Source organism: Actinokineospora terrae (genome assembly GCF_900111175.1).
GTDB classification, from domain to species: domain Bacteria; phylum Actinomycetota; class Actinomycetes; order Mycobacteriales; family Pseudonocardiaceae; genus Actinokineospora; species Actinokineospora terrae.
This window is the reverse complement of record NZ_FOGI01000006.1, coordinates 45,287-66,536: the sequence shown is the minus strand read 5'-3', so window position 1 is coordinate 66,536 and position 21,250 is coordinate 45,287. Positions and strand designations below refer to the sequence as shown.

The window sequence follows — 21,250 nt, the reverse complement described above, 5'->3', positions numbered from 1 at the left end:
GCCGGAAACCGGCAACCCGGTGCGCGGGCGAAGGCGAGGTGAATGGTCAGGCCGGGTGCGGCGTGCGTTGTGCGGAGATCGCGGGGCGGTCAGCGCGGAGTTGGTGATCGCCACCCCGCTGTTGCTGCTGATGTTGCTGGCGATCGTGCAGTTCGCGCTCTGGTCGCACGCCACCCACCTCGCGCAAGCCGCCGCCGCCGAGGGTCTGGCCGTCACGCGGGCCCAGAACGGCACCGCTGCGGCCGGGGCGACGAGCGCACGACAGCTGCTTGACCAGCTCGCCGCCGGACCACTGGACAACGCCACGGTGGCCGCGGACCGCGGACCGACCTCGGCGTCGGTGCGCGTCACCGGGACCGCGGCCGCGGTGGTGCCGTTTCTGACTCTGCCGGTGCACGCCGAGGCCACCGGCCCCGTCGAACGCGTCGTCCCCGACCTGGAAGGCAGGTGACCCCCGATGACCGCACCACCAACCACTACCGGGCCTGCCGCACAGCGGCTTCGACACCAGGAATGGGCGGCGTGGTGGCGTGCCGAAGAGGGCTCGGTGTCCGCCGAGATCACCATTGCCGCACCGCTGCTGATCATGCTGCTGGTGTTCGTCGGGGTGGTCGTCCACCGAGGCGTGGACGCGCGTCTGCGGGTCGACGACGCCGCCCACCAGGCCGCCCGCGCGGCGAGCCTCGAACGCACCCCCGCCGCCGCGGTCACCGCCGCGCGTACGACGGCGTTTACGGCGTTGTCGGCGGCCGGGGTGATGTGCCGGTCCCTAGTGGTCACCACGTCGACCAGCGGGATGCGTCCTGGTGGGACGGTCGCGGTGACCGTGTCCTGTCTGGTCGACTTCAGCGACGCGCTCCTGCTCGGCGTCCCCGACCGACAACTGGAGGCCACCGCCGTCGAACCGATCGACCTCTGGCGCGCCACCCTCACCACCGGGACCCGGACATGAAGCGCCCCACCACATCTCGGTGGCGGGGATGGTGGCGCGCGGACGAAGGGCAGGTGACCGCGTTCGTCGTCGTGCTCGTCACCGGCATCCTCGTCCTGGCCGGACTCACCCTCGACGGCGGCCTCGCCCTGGCGGCCAAGGTCCGGGCGACGGGACAGGCCGAGTCCGCGGCGAGGGCCGGGGCGCAGGCCATCGACCTCTCCGCCTACCGCGGCACCGGCACCTTGCGCCTCGTGCCCGCCCAGGCGGTCGCCAACGCCCACGCCCACCTGGCCACCGAAGGCGCCACCGGCACCGTGACCGTCACCGATGACACCGTCACGGTCACGGTCACCGCGGTGCAGCGCACGCAACTGCTCGGGCTGGTGGGGATCGGCTCGTTCCAGGTCCACGGCCAGGGAAGCGCCCACCCCCAGCGCGGATGACCGCGCTGAGCACTCCAACCCGCCCCCAGGGACGAACGGAAGGAACCACCGATGCCCACACCCGAGCAGATCAGGCAACGCGTCGCCGACGCCGACACCTCCCGCAGCACCCGACGAGCCGCTGCGGCCCAGCAGGTCTTCGAGCTCGCGCAACACCGGGCCACGGTCGTCGAGCAGCTCGAAGGCGTCGAGCGCGAACTCGGCCACGTCCTCGCCGAGACCGCGGAGATCATGGACCTCGACGAGCTCGCCGGGTTCACCGGCCTCAAGTCCGCCGATCTCACCGCCTGGCTCGCGGGCCACAAACCCGCCCGCGGCGGCAGACGCAAGAAGACCTCCGCCGAACCGCGAGCTGCCTCGACCGAACCCGCCACTGACCGGCACCTCGACCCGACGGAGCCGGTCGCGGCGCCATAGGCCGCCTGGTCGAGCCAAAGCAAACCCCACTGCGTCGACCTTGTCCCGACGAATCGAGCACGCCTGTGAGCACACGAGCACACCTCTCCCGCCGCAGGGCGCGTCCGCGGCGCAGGCATCGTGGTCTTGCCGCGATCGCGAGCCTGCTGCGCGGGCTGCTCGCGGCGGCGGTGATGGCCACGCTGGTGGGAGGGTTGCCTTGGGCGCTGACCCAGTTCATCGGCTGGCCCCTGCCCGACCACGTCCCGTCCTGGACGGAGATCGAGGGCGCGCTGCTGGGCCCGATGACCTCCGGGTTCCTGCTCGATGTACTTGCCTGCGCCGCCTGGCTGGTGTGGGGGCTGTTCGTCCTCGACGTAGTCCGCGCCGCGATCATGATCGCTCGCGACACGCGAATGCCGGACCTGTCCACTGCCGGGCCCGTGCATCGGGTTGCGGCTGTGCTGGTCGGCGCAATCCTGATCTCCTTGCTGGGACAGCGCATCGGCACGGTCTCCGCGAGCACACCCTCGGTCGGAGCGGGCCCTGCGGTATTGGCGACGGCGTTCGCACAACAGCAGCCCTCCGCCTTCACAACTGAAAGGGTTCGTCTGGCCTCCCACACCTCGGCCCGCCAGGTCCTGGCCACGCCATCACCGTCCACCGCGGCTCGGTCGGCCGTGGTGCTGCCCTACAACCCCGCCACGGGGAAGCGCGATTCGTTGTGGCGCATGGCCGAACGGGAGTTGGGCGATGGGAACCGGTGGCCGGAGATCTTCGAACTCAACAAGGGCAAGTTCCAACCGGGTGGTGGTCGACTGACCTGTCCCAGCGTCGTGTTTCCCGGCGAGGAGATGCTTCTGCCGCCCTCCACCGCCGCGCCCGTCGCACAGCCCACCCCACCCGCTGCCGCCCACACCCCGGAACCTGTCACCTCGCCGAGCCGGACCGCGCAGCCGAGCACCTCCACGGCGCCACCGTCGCCTGCCCAGCAGACACCCCAGACCATCCCGGTCACGTCTGCTCCAGCGCCGCATGACCTTGCCTCGCCCCCGACATCCGTGCGCGAGGATGCCGGGGGCGAGGCGGGAGTGCGGTGGGGCGCAGAGGTGTTCGTCGGCCTGGGGCTCGCCGCCGCGGTCAGCGCGGCCCTGCTGGTGGCCCGCCGACGGCACCGCCGCCGCTACCGGCCCGGCAGCGGCGACCGCACCGACCTGCCCGTCGCCCCGGTGGTCTACGGGCTGCGGCTCGCGCACCTGCGCGCCGACCCCGATGACCTCGTTACGGAGCCCGACGACCCGCCTGCTCGGTCACTGCGACCCGCTAGGTCCTCGGTCGTCGTGGGCACCGGGGAGGGCCACGGCTCAATGGCGGTGCTGCCGGTGGGCGTGCGCGACGGGCGGGAACTCGCGCTGGACCTGGCGGCCGCGCATGGCCTCGGGCTCCTCGGCGCGGGCGCCGCCGCCGCGGTGCGCGCGCTGCTGGTCACCACCGTGGCCGGTGGCGAGACGCGCGTGATCGTCCCGGCCGCCGACCTCGTTGGGGTACTCGGCCGCAACGCCGCCCGCGCTCCATTGCCCGCGGCGCTGTGCGTGGTGGCTGATCTCGCCGCCGCCCTTGACGAACTGGAAGCCCAAACCCTGGTCCGGCTCAACCGCGACCGGCAGGGCACGAGCCATCGGTTCCCACCGCTCATCCTGGTCACCAACGCGCCCGCGCGACACACGCCCCGGCTGCGGGCGGTGTTGGACAACGGGTCCGGCGTCGGGGTGACCGGGCTGCTGCTGGGCCAATGGTCGCCCGGGGTCACCGCTTATGTCCGCGACGACGGCATCATCTCCACCACCAATCCCGGCGTCGGCGAACCGCTCCGCAGCGCGCGGGTGTTCCGCCTCGGCGACGACCACACCGGCGACCTACTGGCCCTGCTGCACCACGCCGACCGGTCCAACGACCCCAATGGCGGAGGCTTCGGACCGTTGTTCAATTCCACGGAGCCCATTCGCCCCACGGATGTGGAACCGCCGACCGAGGACAACACGCTGCCACAGGTCGGCACCGCACTGGAGATCCTGGATACGACTTCGCCGACCGCCTCGGATGAGCACCCACGACTCGAAGTCGACCCGCCGAGTCCACTCACGGTGTCCACCCACGCGGCGCACGGCCCCGCGGACACGGCAGGCAGCCCAACCCCGCTGCGGATCAGTGTCCTCGGGCCGCCCCGGGCATGGTGGCGGCCCAACGTGGGAGGAGAACTGGAGGTCACCTCGGCGTTCCCACCGCGCACCCGCGAACTGCTTGTCTTCCTCGCGCTGCATCCCGATGGGGTCAGTCGGGAGGCGCTCGTCGCTGCCCTATGGCCCGCCAGCCCGCCGGAGCGGGCCACCAACGTGCTCAACACCTCGCTAAGCCGGGTGCGCCGCGCGGTCACCGCCGCCACCAATGGCACGGTCTCCGATGTGGTCATCGTCGGCGAGAGCCGCTACCAGCTCGACCCAGACCTGGTGGAGGTCGACTACCACCGCTTCGCCGCCGCCATCACCGCCCGCCGCCTCGCCACGACCGACCAGGACCGAGTCGATGCCTACCGGGTGATCGTCGACAGCTACACCGGCCCACTGGCCGACGGCACAAGCTCCGAATGGATCGAAACAGTCCGCGAGGCCATCCGCCGCGACGCCATCGATGCCGTCGCAGCCCTCGCTCGCGCCATGGTTGGGGACGATCCACAGCAGACGATGGACCTGCTGGAGATGGCTCGGAGTTTCGACCCGCACAACGAACTCATCTACCGCGACATCATGCGGTTGCAAGCCCACCTCGGACAGTTGGACGCCATCGGCCGCACCCTGGCCCTGCTGACCACCCGCCTGGCCGAGATCGACGAGCGCCCTACTGACCACACCGTCGAACTGGCCGCACGGCTGCACCACCGACACGACCGCGGCGACGAGTCCCCATCGCCGTGGGAAGCAAGCCGAGGACAGACCAGCACAGGCTGACCTCGACACTTCAGCCTTCAGGTAGCAAGCCCCCCGCGCAGGGCGGCAGGAGTCAGCCGACAGAGCCTTCTGTGCGGAACGGGCGGCGACTCTGCGTAGGGAACGTCGCGTGCCCGCCTATCTCGGTCACCTCACCAAACCCCACAGCGTTCGCGTTCTGCCTACCGAGAGCCTGAGCCCGCGCGAGAAGAGCCGAGTTCTCCTCCGCCCAGCGGATCAAGGGTTCCGCCAGGGCCAACACGCTCGTAACATCAGGACTCAACGAGTAGGTGACTTCCGGCGGAAAAGTCTTCGTGCAGCTCTCGCGGACGATGACGCCCTGTTCGCGCATCTTCTTCAATGCCCGCGCAAGAATGCTATCCTGCAAAACAGCACGTTTGTCCGACCAATTCTCGTCGATGGAATAAGTGTTGACCGTGGAAAGTATCTCTACCCGACGCAGCGGGCCGTCCCGCAGAGCGACCAGGATCGCGGCCGTCCACTTGTCGCCGAAGAGATTCTTCAGGTCGTACAACCCGCGTAGCAACCTTTCGTCCCGCTCCGTCATCGCGCCTCCCCATGTGCGCTGACCCGCCCCCAGGTCGCGCCCGTCGTGTCGTGCGGCCACGCCCCTGTTCGGACGCCCCGCCGTTGCGGTCATACCTGCCCTCCGCCAAGGGCAAGCCACGACTCGCCTCCCCCGACCGGGGCGCGCCGAGCCTCACACGCTACGCCAAACGGATGAGAACGCCATCATGTTTCTGCTCGCATCACACTACTCTCAGTAGCAGTGTTGAGATCGACTGCGCGCACGGTGACTTCCACTCGGGGGTCCTATCGCGGATCCCACGGGAGGTCCGACCGGGGCTCCCACTAGAGCGCCACCCCCCGGCTTCGCCGGAGGCGCAGGTAGGCGGGCCGACAGGGGGATCCGGCGGTATCCCAGACTGGCTTGTCCGCAAGCCGGTGAACACATCGGGCGGCAGGCGGGCAAGTCCGCGGTCGGCCCGCCCCGATCCGTCGACCACCTATCGGCGATACTCCATTTCTCCCGCCTATCTTTCATTTTTCGTCTCACCTTTCGTGTCACATCGGTATTGGCATTCTATTTCAAATAGAGAAGCCAGCCCGGCGCAGGATCGTCGACCTCCGCAACTCCCCTACCTGGGCAAACGTCGCCGGCGCGCATCGAATGCGCGCGACCCGCCCCGATAATCATTCCCTCATCGCCGCGTTGCCCATTCTTGATCGCCATGCGGAAATCGCGCGCAAAAGAGTCTTGAAAATCGGCGGACGAACCTATTGCGCGCGGTGCGACATCGAGCAATAATTAATGCATCGCCAGGGAAACGAAAACCCACTGAATACCACCCCCGGCGCGAGCCATGTCCACTGAACGCGAAACGCGGAAATGGGCGAACCATCCCTGACAATACGCACCATTTGTAGTGCGGCCATGAAAGGACCACCGCGATGACCACCCCCACACCACCCACGCCGGGCCGACTGCGAAACGGACAGTTACGGGCGATGGTCGCGAAAGTACTTGCCGACGCGTCGAGTACACCGATGACGCCGCGCGTCATCGCCGCACAGCTGGGCGGCCGGTCGTCAGGGGCGGTCGGCAACGCGCTACAGACGTTGGCCGATCAGGGCCACGCGGCGGTCACCGCGACCGCGCCACTCACCTATCAGGCGACCGCGACGACCGCCGGTGTGGCGGCGGGGGCCATCGTGCCGGCCCCACCCGTCACGCCGCGCCCGCGCCCGAACGGGACACCCGCGCCCACGCCGCCCCCGCCCGCACCCGCGCCGCTCACCGTGCCCGTGTCCGGCCCGATCACGCGCCCGAACGGCGCGGCATACCATCCGCGAACGTTGTCCGGGATGCCGGACGTGACGGCGTTGCGGCGGCTACGCGACGCGGGGGTTCCAGCGCTGATGTACGGGCCACCCGGAACCGGGAAGACATCGGTGATCGAGGCCAGTTTCCCCGACCTGGAAACCGTTCCCGGTGACGGCGACACGGTGGTTGCCGACTTCGTGGGCGACTACACCAAGACCGATGACGGCCGCTACGTGTTCATCTACGGCCCATTGATCCGGGCGATGCGGGCGGGGGCGGTGCTGTTCATCGACGATGCCACGATCATCCCGCCCACTGTGTTGGCGGTGGTGTACCCGGCGATGGACGGCCGCAGGCAAATCGTGATCAAGGCCAACGGCGGGGAAATCGTCACCGCCGCCCCCGGGTTCTACGTGGTCGCCGGACACAACCCGGGTGTGCACGGGGCGATCCTGTCGGACGCCCTGGCGTCACGGTTTTCCGCCCAGATCATGGTATCCACTGATTACGATCTCGCCAAAGAACTCGGGATCGACCCGCGCGCGGTGAAAGCGGCGCGGAACCTGGCCACCCAGCAGGCCAAAGGCGAGATCGGGTGGGCGCCGCAACTGCGTGAACTGCTGGCATATCAGAAGATAGCCGCCGCGTTGGGTACGGACGCCGCCGCCGGAAACCTGGTCGGGATCGCACCGGAAGAAGACAGGGACGCCGTGGCCGCCGTGGTATGCGCGGCGTTCGGTACCACCGTGGAACCCCTTGCTTTGGGTGCCCGCGCCTAGAACGCGCCCGATCCAATCCCCACCACGACCACACCCCGCCCATCAATGTCCTGAAAGGACGAACCGCGATGACCACGCATGTGGCACTCAACCCCAACGCTGCCGGAACCGCCGTGTTTCCCGCCCGCCCCGAGTGGCTGACCCTGTCCGCCGCGCTGGCCGATGAAGTCGGCGTGATCGCCGGCCGCGACGACCTGTTGGTCACGATCGCGCCCGGTGCCGGTGGCGATGCCCCGGCATGTTTCTACCCGACCCGCGCGTTGATCGAAGTCGACGGTGTCCACTTGGGTGTCGACCCCGCGACCGTCTACCCCGCCGACCCATACGACCGGGGCCGCTATCCCACGGCGTGGGGGTTGTTGACCCACGAATGCGCCCACGCCGCCCACAGCGTGTGGGAACCACCCGACGGCACACCGCCCGGCGTCGTCGACGCCGCCATGCTTTTGGAAGAATCGCGCATGGAAGCCGCGCACATCCGCCGCCGACCCGATGACCGGTTGTGGTTGCGCGCATCGGCGGTGAACCTGATCCTCGACGATACCGCCGCCACCGACCCCACGCGGGCGCCGCGCATGACCACGGCCGACGCCGCGCGCGCTGCGGCGTTGATCCTCGCCCGGGTCGACGGTGGGATCCTGACCACGGCCGAAACCGCCCCGGTCGCGGACGCGGTCGAGACCATTCTCGGTGCGCCGCTGTTGGACGAGTTGCGCGGGTTGTGGCGGGAAGCGTTGGCCACCGGCGACGACGACGCCGACACCATGATCGACATCGCGCGGCGGTGGTGTCGGGCCATCGGCACCGATCCCGACAATCCGACCCCCAGGGACTCCGACCCGTCCGGCACGGCGGCGGGGCTGTCGGGACTGGCCGCCGCCATCACGGCCGCCGCCGCGACGGTGACGGCGGCCGTGGCCGCCGAAACACCGCCCGACCCCGCCGCCATCGCGGCGGCGGCCCAAGCAGACGAAGAGGCCGCCCGCGAGGCTGCGGACGAGGCCGCGCGCACCGTGTTCTCGAGTCCGGTCCGCGCCAAGCGGACGGGATTCACCGCGACCACCGGGACACGTCTGCCCACCACAGCCGAACGTGCCGCCGCTCGCGTATTGGGGCGCGCCCTGTCCACCGCTGGTGTACGCGACCGGGTGCCCGTGAAAACGACGTCGCCTTTCCCGCCCGGACGGCTACGCATGCGCGGGGTGTTGGCGGCTGATGCCCAACGTGCGGCCGGTGCGGATGTCACCGCCGAACCGTTCACCCGCACCACCCGACGCACGGTGCCCGCCCCGCCGCTGAAACTGGCCGTGGCCTGTGACGTGTCCGCGTCGATGGGTCACCTACGCAAGGCGGTCGCCTCGACCGCGTGGATTCTCGCCCACGGCGGCCGTCACGCCACTGTGGATGTCACCACCGCTACCGTGATCTTCGGTCACAACGTCCGTCCCATAACCCATCCCGGCACTCACCCCGCCCGGGTCACCCTGTTCGCCGCCAACGATGGGTGCCACGCCATCGCCACGGCCACCGACGCACTCGACGGCGCGCTAGGACTGTCCCGACCCGGTGCCGCCCGCCTGCTGGTGATCATCTCAGATGGACACTTCCTCGCCCATGAGCGCCACGGCGGACAAAAGCGAGTCGAACGGTTGCGCGCGTCCGGATGCGCTGTGCTGTGGCTGACCACCGATGAGCTCGACAAGCCATTCAAAGGCGTGACCGTGCACCAGCTCACCGACCCCGACACCACCGCCCACGCCATCGGCCGCGCCGCCACCGCCGCACTTCGCGCCGCCCGTTAGCCACCCCGGGGCGTGCCCCGGAAACCGGCCGTTTCCACACCCGACGACGCCGAGCACGCCGCAACCCACTGATCCACCCGTTGTATGGCTGGGAATCCGGCGGTCGGCTCGGGGATCTTCCCGTGCACGCCGCCGACGCACTTGGGTGGACGTGACTACCCAATTGCCACGCCGCGACTTAGTCCCTTGTGATTCTGGCGCCCACTCACGGTCGCACCCCACCGTGACACCCAGGCTCGCGCCGCGCCTTGAAGCCTTCCCAACGAAACCGAGAGATCACGATGACCACACCCGGACTTGCCGAACGCGCGGTCCACGCTGCGCACACCCACCGCACCACCAACCCCGACGGGTTCCACGGTCGCCACGACACCCCCCGAACGTGGGACCGATGGGCGCGCCGCGCCCGTGTCGCCCGCATCGTGGCCGCCACCCTGCAAGTACCCGTGGACGCGGTGGTCGTCACCGATGACCCCCACCGCACCTACCCCACCCGCACCGGGCCGGTTCCTGGCGACCTGATCACCGTCACCGACCCGCCAACAACACATGCGTGGCGTTTCATCCCCGATCACACAACCCCCGGACAGTCGTGGTGGCTGCTCGACTGGTGCCCCGGCTGTGCTGGGCCGACCTCGGCGAGCACCTCGAACGCGGGACCCGGTGCGAGGGGACTTGTCGGACGACATCAGCCTCACCCGGCGAGGCCGCGGTGCGAGACGTGACAAGCGCGGTGAGGGTATGTCGACCACGACGGACTTTTACGTCGGGCGCGGTGCTCGCGCCGAGTGGATCGGTTCCCTGCAAAGGGAATGCGCACCAGTCAGCCTGATTCGCGTCCCACCCGGGCGACTCGCCCTTGCCGCGACCGACGAGTCCATCTACCGCGCCGCCATCGCCGATCTGTTCGTCGTCTGGGAAAGCGAAGGCATCGGTCACGCCTACCCGCGCCGGACCGGCTGGCCGTGGCCGTGGCACAACAGCCACCACAGCACGTGGATCGTCACGTTCGACCCCGTCATCCGCCGGGCGTTGGCCACCGTGGGCGGTGGCGTGCGGTGGGAACTAGCAACACCGCACGCATCCCGCACCGACGACAACACCCGCACCGGACACCGAACCCCCACCACGCCGGTCCCGCTGCCGCTCATGCGCGACCCCGACACCGGACACCCGACTCGTGCCGCGCTCACTCTCACCCTACCCCCAGGAAGATCACCATGACCCTGCCCGATGTCCCCGACGACCGGTACTTCACCGCCCGCAGCTTTTCCGAGGACAGCGGCTATGAGGTCACCGCGATCGTCTTCGACCCCGAGGACGCCCAACAAACGTGGTACGGGTACGTCACCCGCCACGGCGTGCTCATCGGCTCGTACTTCTGCGCCGACCGCGTCCGACAACGCGACTGGCACATCGTCACCTCGACCGGCGTCCACATAGTCCTCGACAGCCCGGACATCCATCCCGTCGGCGAGAACGTCGCCGTCATGGTGCTCACCGGCCTCCGCAGCGGCTCCAGCGCCGAGCTCGACCGATGGGCGGACGAGATGACCCGCCGCCTCGCCGACGAAAACCACCCCAAGCCCCACTGACCCCTTACGTTCACCCGGAGAAGCCGATCCATGAGCACCAACCACGGCACGACGCCAATACCCGCCCCTCTCCGCGATGCCTTCCCACCTGAGACCGTCTCGCTCGTCCCGGCATCACCGCACACCGTGCCGATGCGTGCCCCCGATGGGGCGTGGGGATTGGTCGTAGTTGCTCTGCGCACCAACCCCAGCGTCGTGGCACAGGTACAGCTGGTTGGCGATGGGCCGCCACCTGCCCTTGCTCACACCGACGTCGCCGAACTGATGGCCGGGGTGTGGCTGACCGCGCCACCACCCGCCGCGCTGTGCACCGGGGACGTGGTCGTGCGCCTACACGCCCCCGACAACGGTGACCCGGCACTGACCGACGTCGAGATTCTGGCCGCCATGCAAGGTGAGTGGCGCACCGTCGGCACCTTGACGGCGATCGACGCGCGATGGCCACATGCGGCCGCCTTGTCGGTGTTGCTGCATATGCGGTGGTTCGCCGACGCCGCCTTGAGCGACGCTCAATGGGTCGCCCTGTCCACCTCGTTGCCCGGCTTCCTCACGCGAGAGGCGTGGCTCGATTGCGAGTCCCCGGGTCGAATGCCTCGCCGCGTGCCTGACGCCGTCGCCGATTTGGTTGCTGCTGGCCTGCTTGAGGTCGGTGAGCGGCTTGTCTGGGGCGAACACACGGTCACCGTGGGCGAGCGAGGCGTCGTACACCCCGGGCCGGACGTGGTCACCGCGTCAACGGTCACCGCCTACACGAACCACGTGACCGGGTACACCGTCAACGGCTGGCACCTGTGGCGGCGGGCCAACGACGGTCGCCTCCTGGCAGACCTGCGCTCCGAACTCGCCGCCCGCTGAATGGCCGCGTCCAGGGGCGCGGGGGTCAAGGCCACCTGGGCCCTCGGGTCGCCGCTGGTGAAACACGCTTCGAAAGAACGATAATGATAACCATTTCTAAAGGCTTGACCTGCGCTATCCCGACCTGCCGGACAACCTCGGCCCGCCATGCCGGGATCGTCACCCTGCTGCGCCACGCAGCCGGAGCGCGGACACAAGACCTTGATCAACAGGTGTGAGCCCACGTCTGCTCCCTACATCCGGGCGACGAGGACAAGGCCGCCTGCCCCTTCGCACTGTCCGGTATGGACCACAGCCACCCGCGCGTGGCGGAACCCGACACACCCCTGTCACGGGCTACAACCCCAACCGTAAGGAGGGCACCAATGCATCCCGATCAACGCTTCGATGGCACCCGACCTCGCGCCCGTTTGCACCAGTACCTGTCGAGATGCCCCGACTGCGACGCGCCCGTCGGCCGGGAGCATGACTACGACGAGATCGATGGGGGCTGCGACCAGGCCGTGTGTCTGGTGACGGGGCTGCAGCGGCTGATGTGCGATCGCGAGGACCATGTCGACTGCGGGCGGGACGTGTGGAGCGGGTGGTCGGCGGGCTACCTGGACTGTTTGCGGCTGGGGTGGATGCTCGACGCCGAGCTCCCGGACATGTATCGCCTCTTGACCGAGGCGGTGTGGGACCCGACCCGATGTGCCTGGGTCGATCCCTCGGTCTCGCCCGTGCCGGCGGCCTCGCCGCCCGTCGCGCGCCCGGACGCCGGAGGCCCACCGGCCTGGTACACGGCGGGAGACCGCCAGAGCCGGTTCGCGCACGCGGACTTCTACCTCGGCACCGGCCCGCAGGCCCGCTGGCTGGGGTCGTTGGCCGAGTCCGGTCACCCGAGCACCCTCATCACCCTGGGCGGGGCGCCGGGGATGTTGACGGCGACCACCTCGGACGCCTACGAGGCGGCTGTCGAGGCGCTTCTGCTCGGCCACGACACCACGCGGCCTGGGTTCGCCTTCCGGGCAGAGCGCGGTGAGGCCTCGAGCTGGCCGTGGCTGAGGACTGGCAGCAGCGGCTGGTGGGCCTATGCCTTCGTCGACGGACGTGTGCGGGCGTGCCTGCGTGGCGGGCCGTGGTTCCGCCCTGACCCGCACCAACCGGACGGTGGGGCCGAGACCGCAACCGGTCCGGATGCCGAGCTGCCCGTTCCCGGCGAACGCGCGCCCACGCCGACCACCTTCTCGTGGCGGCCCGGGTTTCGCGGCGCACCGGTGCCGATCACCGCCGTCCTTCCCCCGAGGCCAGCCGGTTACCTGGCTCGCCGCGGCGAGGTCGCCCTCACCGTGCGGATCGTCCTCGACCTGGTCCTCGACCGACACCACCCTCTACCCGACCTCGCCACCCACGCCATCCGCGAGATCCTGCACAGCCTGCAGCCCGGTCCCACCGCGAACGCGCGCCAGCTGCCCGACGACGCCTCGCCGGCCTACGAACAGGTCGTGACCGCGCTGCGGGACCTGCTCGGCGCCGACCACTACGCCGAGGGCAACAACCCTGCCCGCGCCACCGAGCTACTCGACTCCGCCGCCACCACCGCCGTGCGAGCACTCATCACCCACCACACCGCCCCATGACCCCGACAAACCGAAAGAACCGCGAACGATGGGATTCAACGGACTGCTCGTACTGGCCCCACCGACAGCCCACTTCCCGAGCTGGATCCGCTGTCCGGATGCGACACCGAGCTGGTCGGCGCCCGTGACGACGGCTGGCAACTCGCCGCCGCGTCCGGACCCGTGCTCGACGCCCCCGACTGGGCCGCCGCCTCGGTCGCCGTCACCGCCGCCCCGGTGCTGATCACGGTCGTGGACAACGAACCGCGACACCGCGCTGCTGCTGGCCACCAGCCCCGGAGACCATCGGTGGATCAGCGGTGCTCAACCTCCCCAACACCGCCGCCGGGCGCGCGGGGATCAACGACCTGCGGCCCATGACGGCCATCGCAGAGGCCGCCGTCGCCTGGGCCGCCGAGGCCGGACACGCCACCGCCACCGGGCCGGTCCTGAGCCACCCGGCGAACTCCGCGGTCTCGGCGCCGAACGCCAGAAGCCCGCGGCGCACGTCCGGGCTTGACCTCGCGGGCATGCTCCTCGACCGCCCCGAGCAGACCCAGCACCATCGGCAGCGTCTTCCTCGTGCCCAGCGTGCCGTCGTCGCTCTTGCACATGTCGAGCTGACGACGGAAGTAGTCGATCACCGAACCGTCGAGATACCGCCGAGCGTCGTCCATCGCGCTCGCGACCTGCCGCAACTCGTCCAAACCGAGAGCGGGCAACGCGGTGGCGGCGATCCCGTGCTTGAGCAACGAGCGACGGTTCAACGGACTCATCGCATCCCATTCGCTAGCGGTCACAGCCGGACTCGTCGACGGCCCCAGCTCCGGAATCCGGTCGTTGAGGTACCGGCCCAACCCACTGGCCGCCACCGTACGAGCATCAAGCGGCACCAGCACCGGCCGGCCATCCACCATCACCGGCAACAGCACACCATCCGGCACCGCGGGCACCCGCGGATCAGTCACCGATTCCGTCGGCTCGATTCCCGCACCGGCCTCGGTGACGTCGGCAAGCAGCTCGTCCAGATGGTCGAGGGACACCTGCAGCACCCGCGCGATCTTCGGACGCAACCACGGCTGCGGTAACGAGAGCGGGTCACCACCCTCCCACCGGACCACGGTCGAACGCTCGACACCGAGCCGCTCAGCCAGCCCCTCCTGCGTAAGCCCGCACGTCTTCCGCCGTTGCGCGAAGCGCTCACGTCTCGACGCCATCCTGGAGCCTCCGCTCAAGCTAACCGGTCTCGGCTGCGCTGGAGCTTCTGTTCAGGCGCCAGCGCGTAGCGACGCCCGTTGGGTGCGCTTGCGCTCTCTGTCGCCGATCAACTACAGCCTGTTGTATCGGGGTATGGCCCCGTCGAAGCACGCAGCAACCAAGTACGGCAATTCCCGGGTCGAGCGCACGGTGATCAGGCACCGTGCGTCTGCGGGCATCATCTGCTCGGTGACGTGCTCGTTGGCCCTGACGCCCCGCGGAGGTGTTGAGCCAGAGACCTGCCCATCTTCGGCGCTCAGGCAGAGCAAGCCAGCTGCCGGGCCGATGGTGCCTTGGTGGGCGGATTGACCTTCCCCGCCGACCCGCCCACCAAGACTCGCAAACCATAGCCCACCCTCGAACGTATGTGCGAATCCGGGGTCGGTCCCTACGAGGAGCCCGACCGCCGCGGTGGCACATTCGCAGCCCCGTCGACTGGAGATGGGAATCGGCGCCCTCTGGGGTCGATCATGAGCGGCACGATGTGCCGGTACGGTTCGTCGTCCAGTTCGGCGAGGTCCGGGATGGCGCCGGTAGTCCTCAACACCCAGAAGTGATCGACATCCGGCGCTTCGGCACAGCTGTCGCACGAGATCCGCACGACACCGTCCACCTGGTCCACGCGGGCTTTGTAGCCGACCGCGTGTAGCGAATGGATGCCGACCTTGCAGGTGGCGGGCAACACTGCGACCCGCACCCCCGCGTTGGTGTGTCGATAGTGGACAGTGGCGTCAGGGGGTCGGTCATCGAACATGGACGCACCTTAGCCCAGGAGTCGAACATATGTTCACTTCCGTTTGAGGCATCCCTCGTGCGGGGGACTGCGGTACCGGATCGAGGTACGTGGCGCACGTGATCGGTGTCGCAGCGTGACTTCATGCAGTTCGGTGCGACCGTGGCGGGATGACTGCGGGTCGGCGGCGTCGCGTGATGGCGATTGCGCGGTTAGCGTTGAGTCCTTAGTGGTCACTCATCGGACTTACGCGCAGGAGCGAGGAGATGGCAGCGAACATCTCGGCTGGCGTGCCGGAGTGGGTCGAGCCGATGCTGGCCAAACCGGACGGCGGTCGAGTCCCGCAGGGTCCCGAGTGGACCTACGAACACAAGCTAGACGGCTACCGGTGCGCGATGCGGATCGGCGCCGACGGTTCGACGGTGGTGACCAGTCGCAACGGGATCGACTTCACCGACGAGTTCCCCACGCTGGCCGGGGTGCTCGCACCGGCACTCGATGGCCGAGCGGCGGTGTTCGACGGTGAGATCGTCGTCTACGACGAGCACGGGCGCCCCGACTTCGGGGCACTCCAGGAACGCCGCGGCCGCTACCGCAAGCACAGCTCCTCGCCGCGCCGAACCGGGCGGTTCGACGACGTACCGGTCCGGTTCCTTGCCTTCGACCTGCTCCGGCTCGGCGACCAAGTGCTCCTGCAAGCTCCCTATGACCAGCGGCGAGCGCTGCTGGAGCAGCTGGTGATGCCCGATCCGTATCTCGCGTCTGTGGTACCTGCGGTCACCTTCGACACGCTCGCCGCTGACCGGCTCACCCCGAAGACCCTGCTGGAGCAGGTGGCGGCCGCGGGGCACGAGGGGCTGATCGCGAAGCTGCGGGCGTCGACCTATGTACCGGGGCAGCGGTCGGGTGCGTGGCTCAAGCATCCGCTGATCCAGACCCAGGAGGTGATCCTGTGCGGGTGGCGGCCGGGGCAGAGCAGGTTCACCGGCATCCTCGGCGGGCTCCTGCTCGGCGCCCACGACCCCACCACCGGGGACCTGGTCTACCTCGGCGACGTCGGCACCGGCTTCAGCGAACGCGAACGCTCCGCCCTCCAGGACCGCCTGCAAGCCCTGGAACGCCCTGGGCACCCATTCGTGGAGGACCCGCCTCGTGAGGATGTCCGCCGCGCCCGGTGGGTCGACCCGGTGCTGGTCGGCGAGGTGGTCTACCGGCAGTTCACCCGCGGCGCGGGCAGACTCCGCCACACCGCCTGGCGGGGTCTGCGCGAAGACCGCGACCCAGCCGAGGTCATCGCCCCGCACAGCCGACCCGGACCGTTCCCGGCCAGCACACCCGCCGCCGAGCCCGTCGTCGACAAACCCGGGGCAGGTGAGCGGGTCACCGTCCAGGCCGGTCAACGGCGACTGACACTGTCCAACCTGGACAAAGTGCTCTACCCGGCCGACGGGTTCACCAAGGGCGAGGTCATCCACTACTACTCCCGCATCGCCCCGGTCTTGCTCCCGCATCTGGCGGGCAGACCGGTGACCACCATCCGCTTCCCCGACGGTGTGGACGGCGAGCAGTTCTTCGAGAAGAACACCCCACGGGGGGCACCGCCCTGGCTGTCCACCGCTCGGCTACCCAGCTCCGGCAGCCGCAGCGGCCGGGGCCCCGGCACGATCGACTACCCGCTCCTCGACGAACTCGCCGCGCTCGTGTGGGCGGCCAACCTCGCCGCCCTCGAACTGCACGTCCCCCAATGGACCATCGGCCCCGGCCCCGTCAAGCGCCCACCGGACCGGCTGGTGTTCGACCTCGACCCCGGACCCGGCACCACCATCGTCGACTGCTGCCGCATCGCCGAACGACTCCGCGACGTCCTCGTCGCCGACGGACTCACCCCGGTCGCCAAGACATCCGGATCCAAAGGCATGCAGGTCTACGCCGGAATCCGCACCCGCCAACCCGACCGTCCGTCCGTCTACGCCAAAGCCCTCGCCGAACGCTTCGCCGCCCAGACACCCGAGCTGGTGACCGCGACGATGGCCAAGAACCATCGGCACGGCAGGGTGTTCATCGACTGGAGCCAGAACAACCCCGCCAAGACCACCATCGCCCCCTACTCACTACGCGGCCGAGAACACCCCACCGTCTCCACCCCCATCACCTGGGACGAAGTCGAAGCCTGCCACCGGCCGGGACAGCTCGTGTTCACCGCCGACGACCTCCTCGACCGCGTCGATGACCACGGCGACCTGTTCGCCAGCCTCATCACCACACGCGCAACCCTCCCCGCGCGACCGTGACCAGGCAGCGTCCACACTAGACACGACGAGTCCGGCGGTCGGCCACAGCCTGCCCGACCGGGTCAGGCGACCGCGACCGCGATCGCGTGGCCGCTGCCGTCGATGCCGGGGCCTCAGCCCTTGAGCGGGTCGTGTCCCCAGTTCATCAACGAGGAGCGCAACTTCGTGTGTTCCACATCGTGTTGGGGTCGCTGGGCGAGGTGGCGGTGGACATAGCCGACGACCTCGCGTATGTGGTCGTGGTCGGCGTCGGTCAGGTCGCCCTTCTTCTTCCGGAGCAGGAGGCGGGGCGGACCCCGATGCGTCCACTGTGTGGTCTCGCTGTGGTTCAGGGGCTTGAAGATGACCTTGATGGCGCCGCCAGTAGGGCAGTTGAGGTCAACAGCGGGTATCTGCGCGTTGAACGCACTCATCTCAGCTCGGGTCGGGCGTGGTCCACGCTCTTGGCAGTTCCGCGTCTGCCCAGCACAGCGTGCCCACCGGGGTGTATTCGCAGAACGCGCTGTGAACCACCTGTGACCGGAACCCGAGGTCACCCGGGCGGTCTCTGGGGTTGGTGGTCCATTGCTCACAGTGCCCGCACAGGGAGCACTTTCCGCGTTCTCAGACAGGCGCCCCACCATGGGCTTCGTCTTCGACGGAAGGATCGCCGTGCAGCAGCGACAGACACCGGTCAGCGGATCCCGCTGGGAGCCATCACCCCTGGGCAACGACGTTCCCCCGGTGACGATCCCGGTCGTCCCGATCCAGGCGGGCGGACCCGAGCGAGGACCGCGGGGTGAGGTGCGGCGCGTCGTGGTGGCCGCCGCCGTCGTGGCGGGGGTGCTCGTCGGCGGGACCGCGGGCGTGGGCATCGCCTCGGTGACCATCGGGTCCACCGACCCGACCGACCCCGGCACCTCCCAGGTCGTGCCGGGTGGAACCGGACCGGACGGTCCCGGCGACCTCGGTGGCCGAAGCGGCGCGGGCGGGCCCGGAACCCGAGGCGGCACCGGGATCGGCACGTGAGGACCACGGCGGGGCGGACGACCGGGTCGGCGACCGGAACGCCCTCGTTCACCGGCGCCCGCGTCGACCGCGCCGTGCGCCTGGCGACCGGGTCGGCGCTGTGGCTGGGGCTGCTGCTGGTCACCTACTGGTGGGTGGCGGGTGGCGGGATCACCGGGCTGACGTCGTGGACGGCGGGCCTGCTCTCGGTCGGGCGTCTGGCCGGGCTGCTCGGCTCGGCGCTGCTGCTCGCCCAGGTGCTGGCGATGGCCCGGATCCCGGTGGTGGAGCGCGCTTTCGGCCAGGACGCGGTGATCCGCCACCACCGGATACTCGGGTTCACCTCGCTGAACCTGGTGCTGGCGCACATCGTCGTGATCACCTGGGGCTACGCGGCGGGTGAGTTGACCGCGGTGCCCACCGCGTTCTGGGACCTGGTCACCGACTACCCCGGCGTGCTGCTCGCGCTGGCGGGGACGGTGTGCCTGGTGCTGACCGCGGTGAGCAGCGTCCGCGCGGCCAGACGACGGCTGCGCTACGAGTCCTGGCACCTGCTGCACCTCTACGCCTACCTCGGCGTCGGACTGGCCCTGCCGCACCAGCTGTGGACCGGGCAGGAGTTCCTGACCTCGACCGCGGCGACGGTGTTCTGGTGGGCGCTGTGGATCGCCGCGGTCGGAGCCGTGCTGATCTGGCGCGTCGGCCTGCCTGTAGTCCGCAACCTGCGCCACGACCTTCGCGTGACCACGGTGGTACCGGAGGCGGACGGCGTGTTCTCGGTCTACCTCACCGGCCGCGACCTGCACCGGCTACCCGCCCGAGCGGGCCAGTTCCTCGGCTGGCGCTTCCCCGGCAGGCCCGGGTGGACCCGCGCCAACCCGTACTCGCTCTCCGCCGCCCCCGACGGACGCAGCCTGCGGATCACCGTCAAAGCCCTCGGCGACGGCAGCGCGGCGCTCGCCGGTCTGGCCCCGGGCACCCGGGCGCTGTTCGAAGGCCCCTACGGCAGGCTGACCCAGCGGGCCCGCACGTCCGACCGGGTGCTGCTCGTGGGTGCCGGGGTCGGCATCACCCCGCTGCGCGCGCTCGCCGAGGAGATGACCGGCGACGTGGCGGTGCTGCACCGCTTCACCTCCCAGCCGCTGTTCGCCCGGGAGTTCGCGGTGCTGGCGGCGGAACGCCGACTGCGCGTGGTCGACCTGCCCGGGCACCGCCGCGGCGGCGATTCCTGGCTTGGCGACGGGATCGCGCCGGTGGACGACGTGTCCGCCCTGCGCGCACTGGTACCGGACATCGCCGCGCGCGAGGTGTACGTGTGCGGTCCTGAACAATGGACGGCGCTAGTGCGCGCCACCGCCCTGGCCGCGGGCGTTCCCGCCGAGCGGCTCCACATCGAGAACTTCGCGTGGTGAAGACATGAGACGAGTAGTCCTGTGGGCCTTGAGCACCATGACCGTGGTCGTGCTCCTGTTCGGCTACCACACCTCCACCTCGGGCGCGCAGTCCTCGGCGAAGTCCGCGGAAGTCCGCCAGACAACCGGCAGCGGCACCACCGCAGGCGGTGACACCGTCACCGGGGACGCCGCGGACACCCGCTGGGGCCCGGTGCAGGTCCGCCTGACCGTCTCCAGTGGAAAGATCACTGCCGTGGACGTCGTGGAGTACCCGGACAGCAACGGCAAGGACAAGCAGATCAACGCCCGCGCCCTGCCCATCCTGGTGCAGGAGACGCTCGAAGCCCAGTCCGCCGACATCGACATGGTCAGCGGCGCCACCGTGACCAGCGACGGCTACCTGCAGTCGCTGCAGTCAGCCCTGGACGGAGCCGGACTGTGAAGCGCTACGTCGAGCACGTCATGAACATGCCCGTGAGCCTTGCCCTGCGCGGCAGGCACACCGACGACCGGAGGGCCCGCGCGGCCTGGACCGCGGTGATGGCCGACCTGCGCGCGGCGGACCGCGTGTTCAGCACCTACCGCCCAGACTCGCACATCTCCCGCCTCAACCGCGGCGAACTCACCCCCGCCGACTGCCCACCCGAGGTCACCCAGGTACTCGCCTTGGGCCACCTAGCCGAACACGACTCCGACGGCGCGTTCAGCATCCACCGCCCAGGCCCCGACGGGCACCGCACCCTCGACCCCAGCGGGGTGGTGAAGGGCTGGGCCGCCGACCGCGCCGCACGCCACCTCCGCGCCCTCCCGGACACCGACTACTGCCTCAACACCGGCGGCGACCTCATCTGCCGCACCCTCGACCCACACACCCGCCCCTGGCGCATCGGCATAGAGCACCCGCACAACCCCCAGACGGTGATCGCCGTCGTCCCGATCCACGACGGCGCGGTCGCGACCTCCGGGGCCACCCACCGCGGCAACCACATAACCGACGCCCGCACCGGTCGCACACCCACCGCGATCGCCTCGGTCACCGTGGTCGGCGCGACCCTCACCCACACCGACATCGACGCCACAGCCGCCTACGCCAACGGCCCCGAGGCGACAGCCTGGCTCAGGACCCGCCCCATCCGCACCGCGCTGCTGGTGTGGCAGAACGGCTCCACCACCCTGATACCCGAACCATCAGCCTGAACACCCTGGCACACCACGGCCCGACCGCAACCGGCGGCCCTGTAACCCAAGCTGAGCTCCGGCTCGCGCATCTCACCCCGCATCGCGTCATGGTCTGGACCCATGATCTGTTCAGCACTGTCTCGGAACCGCGGGTCTCGACAACATCAGGTGTGTTGG

20 protein-coding genes are annotated in these 21,250 nt (G+C 69.7%); 16 read left to right on the top strand and 4 right to left on the bottom strand.

What is annotated here, in order from left to right; genetic code table 11:
- Positions 1-55 precede the first annotated feature (55 nt).
- From BMY07_RS14305 to BMY07_RS14285, 5 genes are all read left to right on the top strand, one after another.
- A complete protein-coding gene (locus BMY07_RS14305) occupies positions 56-451 on the top strand; it encodes a TadE/TadG family type IV pilus assembly protein (protein WP_245782384.1) in 396 nt (131 codons plus the stop codon).
- A 6-nt stretch (positions 452-457) separates the two neighbouring features.
- Positions 458-952, top strand: coding sequence for a TadE/TadG family type IV pilus assembly protein (locus tag BMY07_RS14300; RefSeq protein ID WP_143073480.1), 495 nt, complete (start codon positions 458-460; stop codon positions 950-952).
- A 53-nt stretch (positions 953-1,005) separates the two neighbouring features.
- Positions 1,006-1,377: a pilus assembly protein TadG-related protein gene (locus tag BMY07_RS14295; RefSeq protein WP_092778495.1), complete on the top strand. Its 372-nt coding sequence runs from the start codon at positions 1,006-1,008 to the stop codon at positions 1,375-1,377.
- A 51-nt stretch (positions 1,378-1,428) separates the two neighbouring features.
- Positions 1,429-1,794 (top strand): hypothetical protein, encoded by a 366-nt coding sequence (locus BMY07_RS14290; RefSeq protein WP_092778493.1) that lies wholly within the window; start codon positions 1,429-1,431, stop codon positions 1,792-1,794.
- Positions 1,795-1,859: 65 nt separating this feature from the next.
- A complete protein-coding gene (locus BMY07_RS14285) occupies positions 1,860-4,778 on the top strand; it encodes an AfsR/SARP family transcriptional regulator (protein ID WP_143073477.1) in 2,919 nt (972 codons plus the stop codon).
- 52 nt (positions 4,779-4,830) lie between these two features.
- Here BMY07_RS14285 and BMY07_RS14280 read toward each other — a convergent pair whose 3' ends face one another.
- A complete protein-coding gene (locus BMY07_RS14280; protein ID WP_092778490.1) occupies positions 4,831-5,325 on the bottom strand; it encodes a winged helix-turn-helix transcriptional regulator in 495 nt (164 codons plus the stop codon).
- Between the two features lie 905 nt (positions 5,326-6,230).
- Between BMY07_RS14280 and BMY07_RS14275 the strand changes: the two genes are divergently transcribed.
- From BMY07_RS14275 to BMY07_RS34310, 6 genes are all read left to right on the top strand, one after another.
- Positions 6,231-7,382, top strand: a complete 1,152-nt coding sequence (locus BMY07_RS14275) for an AAA family ATPase (RefSeq protein WP_092778488.1) — start codon at positions 6,231-6,233, stop codon at positions 7,380-7,382.
- Positions 7,383-7,450: 68 nt separating this feature from the next.
- Entirely contained in the window at positions 7,451-9,184 is a 1,734-nt protein-coding gene (locus tag BMY07_RS14270; protein ID WP_092778486.1) for a vWA domain-containing protein, read from the top strand.
- A 741-nt stretch (positions 9,185-9,925) separates the two neighbouring features.
- A complete protein-coding gene (locus BMY07_RS14260; RefSeq protein WP_092778484.1) occupies positions 9,926-10,408 on the top strand; it encodes a hypothetical protein in 483 nt (160 codons plus the stop codon).
- Positions 10,405-10,779, top strand: a complete 375-nt coding sequence (locus BMY07_RS14255; RefSeq protein WP_092778482.1) for a hypothetical protein — start codon at positions 10,405-10,407, stop codon at positions 10,777-10,779. Before BMY07_RS14260 ends, BMY07_RS14255 begins: the two co-directional genes overlap by 4 nt.
- A gap of 30 nt (positions 10,780-10,809) precedes the next feature.
- Positions 10,810-11,634, top strand: a complete 825-nt coding sequence (locus tag BMY07_RS14250) for a restriction system modified-DNA reader domain-containing protein (RefSeq protein WP_092778480.1) — start codon at positions 10,810-10,812, stop codon at positions 11,632-11,634.
- 512 nt (positions 11,635-12,146) lie between these two features.
- Positions 12,147-13,253: a hypothetical protein gene (locus BMY07_RS34310; RefSeq protein ID WP_177215582.1), complete on the top strand. Its 1,107-nt coding sequence runs from the start codon at positions 12,147-12,149 to the stop codon at positions 13,251-13,253.
- Positions 13,254-13,546: 293 nt separating this feature from the next.
- Here BMY07_RS34310 and BMY07_RS14240 read toward each other — a convergent pair whose 3' ends face one another.
- Entirely contained in the window at positions 13,547-14,449 is a 903-nt protein-coding gene (locus BMY07_RS14240) for a helix-turn-helix transcriptional regulator (RefSeq protein ID WP_092778478.1), read from the bottom strand.
- Between the two features lie 428 nt (positions 14,450-14,877).
- On the bottom strand, positions 14,878-15,243 hold the full coding sequence (locus BMY07_RS14235) for a hypothetical protein (protein ID WP_177215581.1): 366 nt from the start codon (positions 15,241-15,243) through the stop codon (positions 14,878-14,880).
- A gap of 245 nt (positions 15,244-15,488) precedes the next feature.
- Between BMY07_RS14235 and ligD the strand changes: the two genes are divergently transcribed.
- Entirely contained in the window at positions 15,489-17,513 is a 2,025-nt protein-coding gene (ligD, locus tag BMY07_RS14230; protein WP_092778476.1) for a DNA ligase D, read from the top strand.
- A gap of 113 nt (positions 17,514-17,626) precedes the next feature.
- Here ligD and BMY07_RS14225 read toward each other — a convergent pair whose 3' ends face one another.
- Complete coding sequence (locus BMY07_RS14225) at positions 17,627-17,926, bottom strand: DUF3140 domain-containing protein (protein WP_092778474.1); 300 nt, start codon at positions 17,924-17,926, stop codon at positions 17,627-17,629.
- A 238-nt stretch (positions 17,927-18,164) separates the two neighbouring features.
- Here BMY07_RS14225 and BMY07_RS14220 point away from each other — a divergent pair, with 238 nt between their 5' ends.
- Genes BMY07_RS14220 through BMY07_RS14205 form a run of 4 tightly spaced genes read left to right on the top strand, consistent with a single transcriptional unit; the run spans position 18,165 to position 21,091 of the window.
- Positions 18,165-18,521: a hypothetical protein gene (locus tag BMY07_RS14220; protein WP_143073476.1), complete on the top strand. Its 357-nt coding sequence runs from the start codon at positions 18,165-18,167 to the stop codon at positions 18,519-18,521.
- On the top strand, positions 18,518-19,912 hold the full coding sequence (locus BMY07_RS14215) for a ferredoxin reductase family protein (RefSeq protein ID WP_092778470.1): 1,395 nt from the start codon (positions 18,518-18,520) through the stop codon (positions 19,910-19,912). Before BMY07_RS14220 ends, BMY07_RS14215 begins: the two co-directional genes overlap by 4 nt.
- Before the next feature lie 4 nt (positions 19,913-19,916).
- A complete protein-coding gene (locus BMY07_RS14210; RefSeq protein ID WP_092778468.1) occupies positions 19,917-20,336 on the top strand; it encodes an FMN-binding protein in 420 nt (139 codons plus the stop codon).
- Positions 20,333-21,091 carry an FAD:protein FMN transferase gene (locus BMY07_RS14205; protein WP_245782383.1) on the top strand — a complete coding sequence of 253 codons (759 nt, stop codon included), beginning with the start codon at positions 20,333-20,335 and terminating at the stop codon, positions 21,089-21,091. Before BMY07_RS14210 ends, BMY07_RS14205 begins: the two co-directional genes overlap by 4 nt.
- The last annotated feature ends 159 nt before the right edge of the window (positions 21,092-21,250 follow it).